Raw genomic sequence first — 2,465 nt, 5'->3', positions numbered from 1 at the left:
TCGTTCGACTGGGACGACGTCCACCAGGAAGACGACGCCCACCAGGAAGCGGGAAAGCCTCCGGTCAGCATGCTTGCCAGGCGATGCCGTGACGTTCATGAGGCGCTGCCGCGGGTCAGGAGCGACCGGCCCGGCCCGATGAGCCGCTTCCCGCGCATCCCGATCGTGGACGAGTGCGCGGCCAGCGGCCTGCCTGCCCACGACGTGATCACAGAAGGCCAGGGCCCACGATCACGTCAGCCCCGGGCACGCCCGAGCCTGGCCAAGTGGGGTGCTCGGGACACCGGGTTCCACCGGCTCGCGCATAATGCCGAAATCTCGAAGCCAACGCTGGAGAAGATCGCCGACCATCTGGAGGAGAAACCCGACTGGGTCGCCGTGATCCACGCTGACGGCAACAGCCTCGGCCAACTGTTCACCGAGCTCGGCAACGCGACCGGCGACCGGCCCGACGACACCGACGCACCCAGCGACCGCTACGCCGAGGCCCTCGAACCGTTCTCGAAAGCCGTCGACGCATGCACCGTCAGAGCGTTCCGCGAAGCGCTGGAACACTGCCGGCGGGTACTCCCCCGCAATCATGACGTGGAGGGCGCCGTACCGGTGCTCCCGCTGGTACTCGGCGGCGACGACCTCACGGTGGTCTGCGCCGGTTCCATCTCCCTGGCCTTCGCCGAGGCATATCTCATCGCCTTCGAGGAGGCCACCCGCGCCGACCCGGTCATCCGGAAGCACGCGCCGGACGGGCTCACCGCGTGCGCCGGGGTGGCCGTCGTCAAGCCGCATTTTCCGTTCTCCGCCGCCTACGACCTGGCCGAGGAGCTGACGCAGGAGGCGAAGAAGACGGTCAAGCAGTATTCGGTGGGTCGGGAGCCGTCCGCAGCGCCGGACGCGCCAGGGGAACCGGAGCAACCCCGGCCTCGGACACGGCCACGGGCGTCCGCGTTCTCGTTCCACGTCCTGTATGACAGCGGTGGCAGCGATCCCGCCCATCTGCGCGACCGGATGAAGGTCGCGGTCGGCGCCGCCGACCTCGAGGCCGAACGCGCCGCCGGCCTCCAGGCCGGACGCGACCCCGAGAAACGACCGAAGCTGCGTGCGCGGCTGTACGCACAGCCCTACGTGGTCACCCGTGACATGCGTGAGCCGTGGACCGTAGGACGCCACTGGGACGACCTCGCCCGGCGCGTGGCGGCGCTCACCGCCACCTTCGACTCGACCGACGGAACCGACGAGGCGAGCGAGCGCAAGCTGCCGACCAGCCAGATGCACGACCTGCGGGAGGCACTGTTCTCCGGACGGGACGCCGCCGACGGCCGGTTCCGCCAGATGCTGGCGCGCTACCACGACCGGGGGCTCGACCTCTTCGTCGGCTCCGGTACCGAGAACAGAGCCGGCACCGGCGAGATCCCGACCGGGAACAACGCGTCGCTGTTCTGGCGGATCAGCGATCGGGCTCTGGTCGACGGGCAGCCAGGCCAGGTCACCGAACCACCGGTCACCGGGCTGCTCGACGCGATGAACGCGCTCCACCTCATAGGTGACCTCGCCGACCGGCACAACCTCTCCGACCGGCACAACCATGCGGCAGAGGCGGGCAACGAGAGAACGACGACGGGGACATCGGCATGACAAGCCCGAACGGCACGATCAGAAGCACGACAGGGACGCCGGACGTCCCGGCGAGCCACCTCGTCCTCGCGCTGACCCTGCACATGGACAGCGACTGGCACTGCGGCACCGGTCTGGGCATCCCCGGCGGGATCGACAAACTGGTCAACACCGACCATGACGGCCTGCCGTTCGTGCCCGGCAAGACCCTGACCGGGGTGTGGCGGGACGCCTGTGAGCTTGCCGCCGCCGCGCTCGACGGCTCGACCAGCTCCACGGGACCGGCCGGGGGATGGCACGCCTGGGTCGAGTTCCTTTTCGGCAGCCAGCCGGTTCTGTCCGTCGCGGGCTCGCCCACGGGGGACAAGCCGCGCCCGGCGGCCCTGTCGGTGCGCCCGGCGCGGTATCCGGCAGCCCTCGCCGCGGCTCTGCGGTCGGACGAACAGCGCAGGCTGCGTGACGCGACCACGTTCGTCCGCCCCGGGGTGAAGATCGACCCAAGCACGGGGCGGGCGGCGGACAAGTTCCTCCGCTTCGAGCAGATGGCGCGTTGTGGCGTCCAACTGACCGCGAGCGCAACGCTCGCTGGCTGGTCGGCTCCCCACCCGGGTGGTGAGGACTCGGGTGGTGAGGGCCTGGATGACGATGGCCTGGATGACGATGGCCGCCGGGCAGCCGCCGCGTTGCTTCTGCTCGGCGCGCGTCTGGTGGAGTCCATCGGTGGCAAGCGTCGACGAGGCGCGGGTCGGTGCCGCCTCGAAATCACCCAGGTCGAACCGACGGCTCGGACGGGCCGGGCGGGCCACACGGCCCGGGCGCGGGCCACGGCACCGACGCTGCCGACGCTGCCGACG

General features: G+C 70.5%; 2 protein-coding genes. Both read left to right on the top strand.

All coding sequences use genetic code 11. The features are described 5' to 3' along the window. Positions 1-1,632 (top strand): Cas10/Cmr2 second palm domain-containing protein (locus DD1DGNOD_RS24165; protein WP_165037006.1); only part of this gene is annotated, 1,632 nt, incomplete at its 5' end. Then, positions 1,629-2,465 (top strand): RAMP superfamily CRISPR-associated protein (locus tag DD1DGNOD_RS24160; RefSeq protein ID WP_206443402.1); only part of this gene is annotated, 837 nt, incomplete at its 3' end. The genes DD1DGNOD_RS24165 and DD1DGNOD_RS24160, both read left to right, overlap by 4 nt.

This window comes from Candidatus Protofrankia californiensis (genome assembly GCF_900634765.1).
GTDB classification, from domain to species: Bacteria; Actinomycetota; Actinomycetes; order Frankiales; family Frankiaceae; genus Protofrankia; species Protofrankia californiensis.
This window is presented reverse-complemented; position numbering and strand designations above follow the sequence as displayed.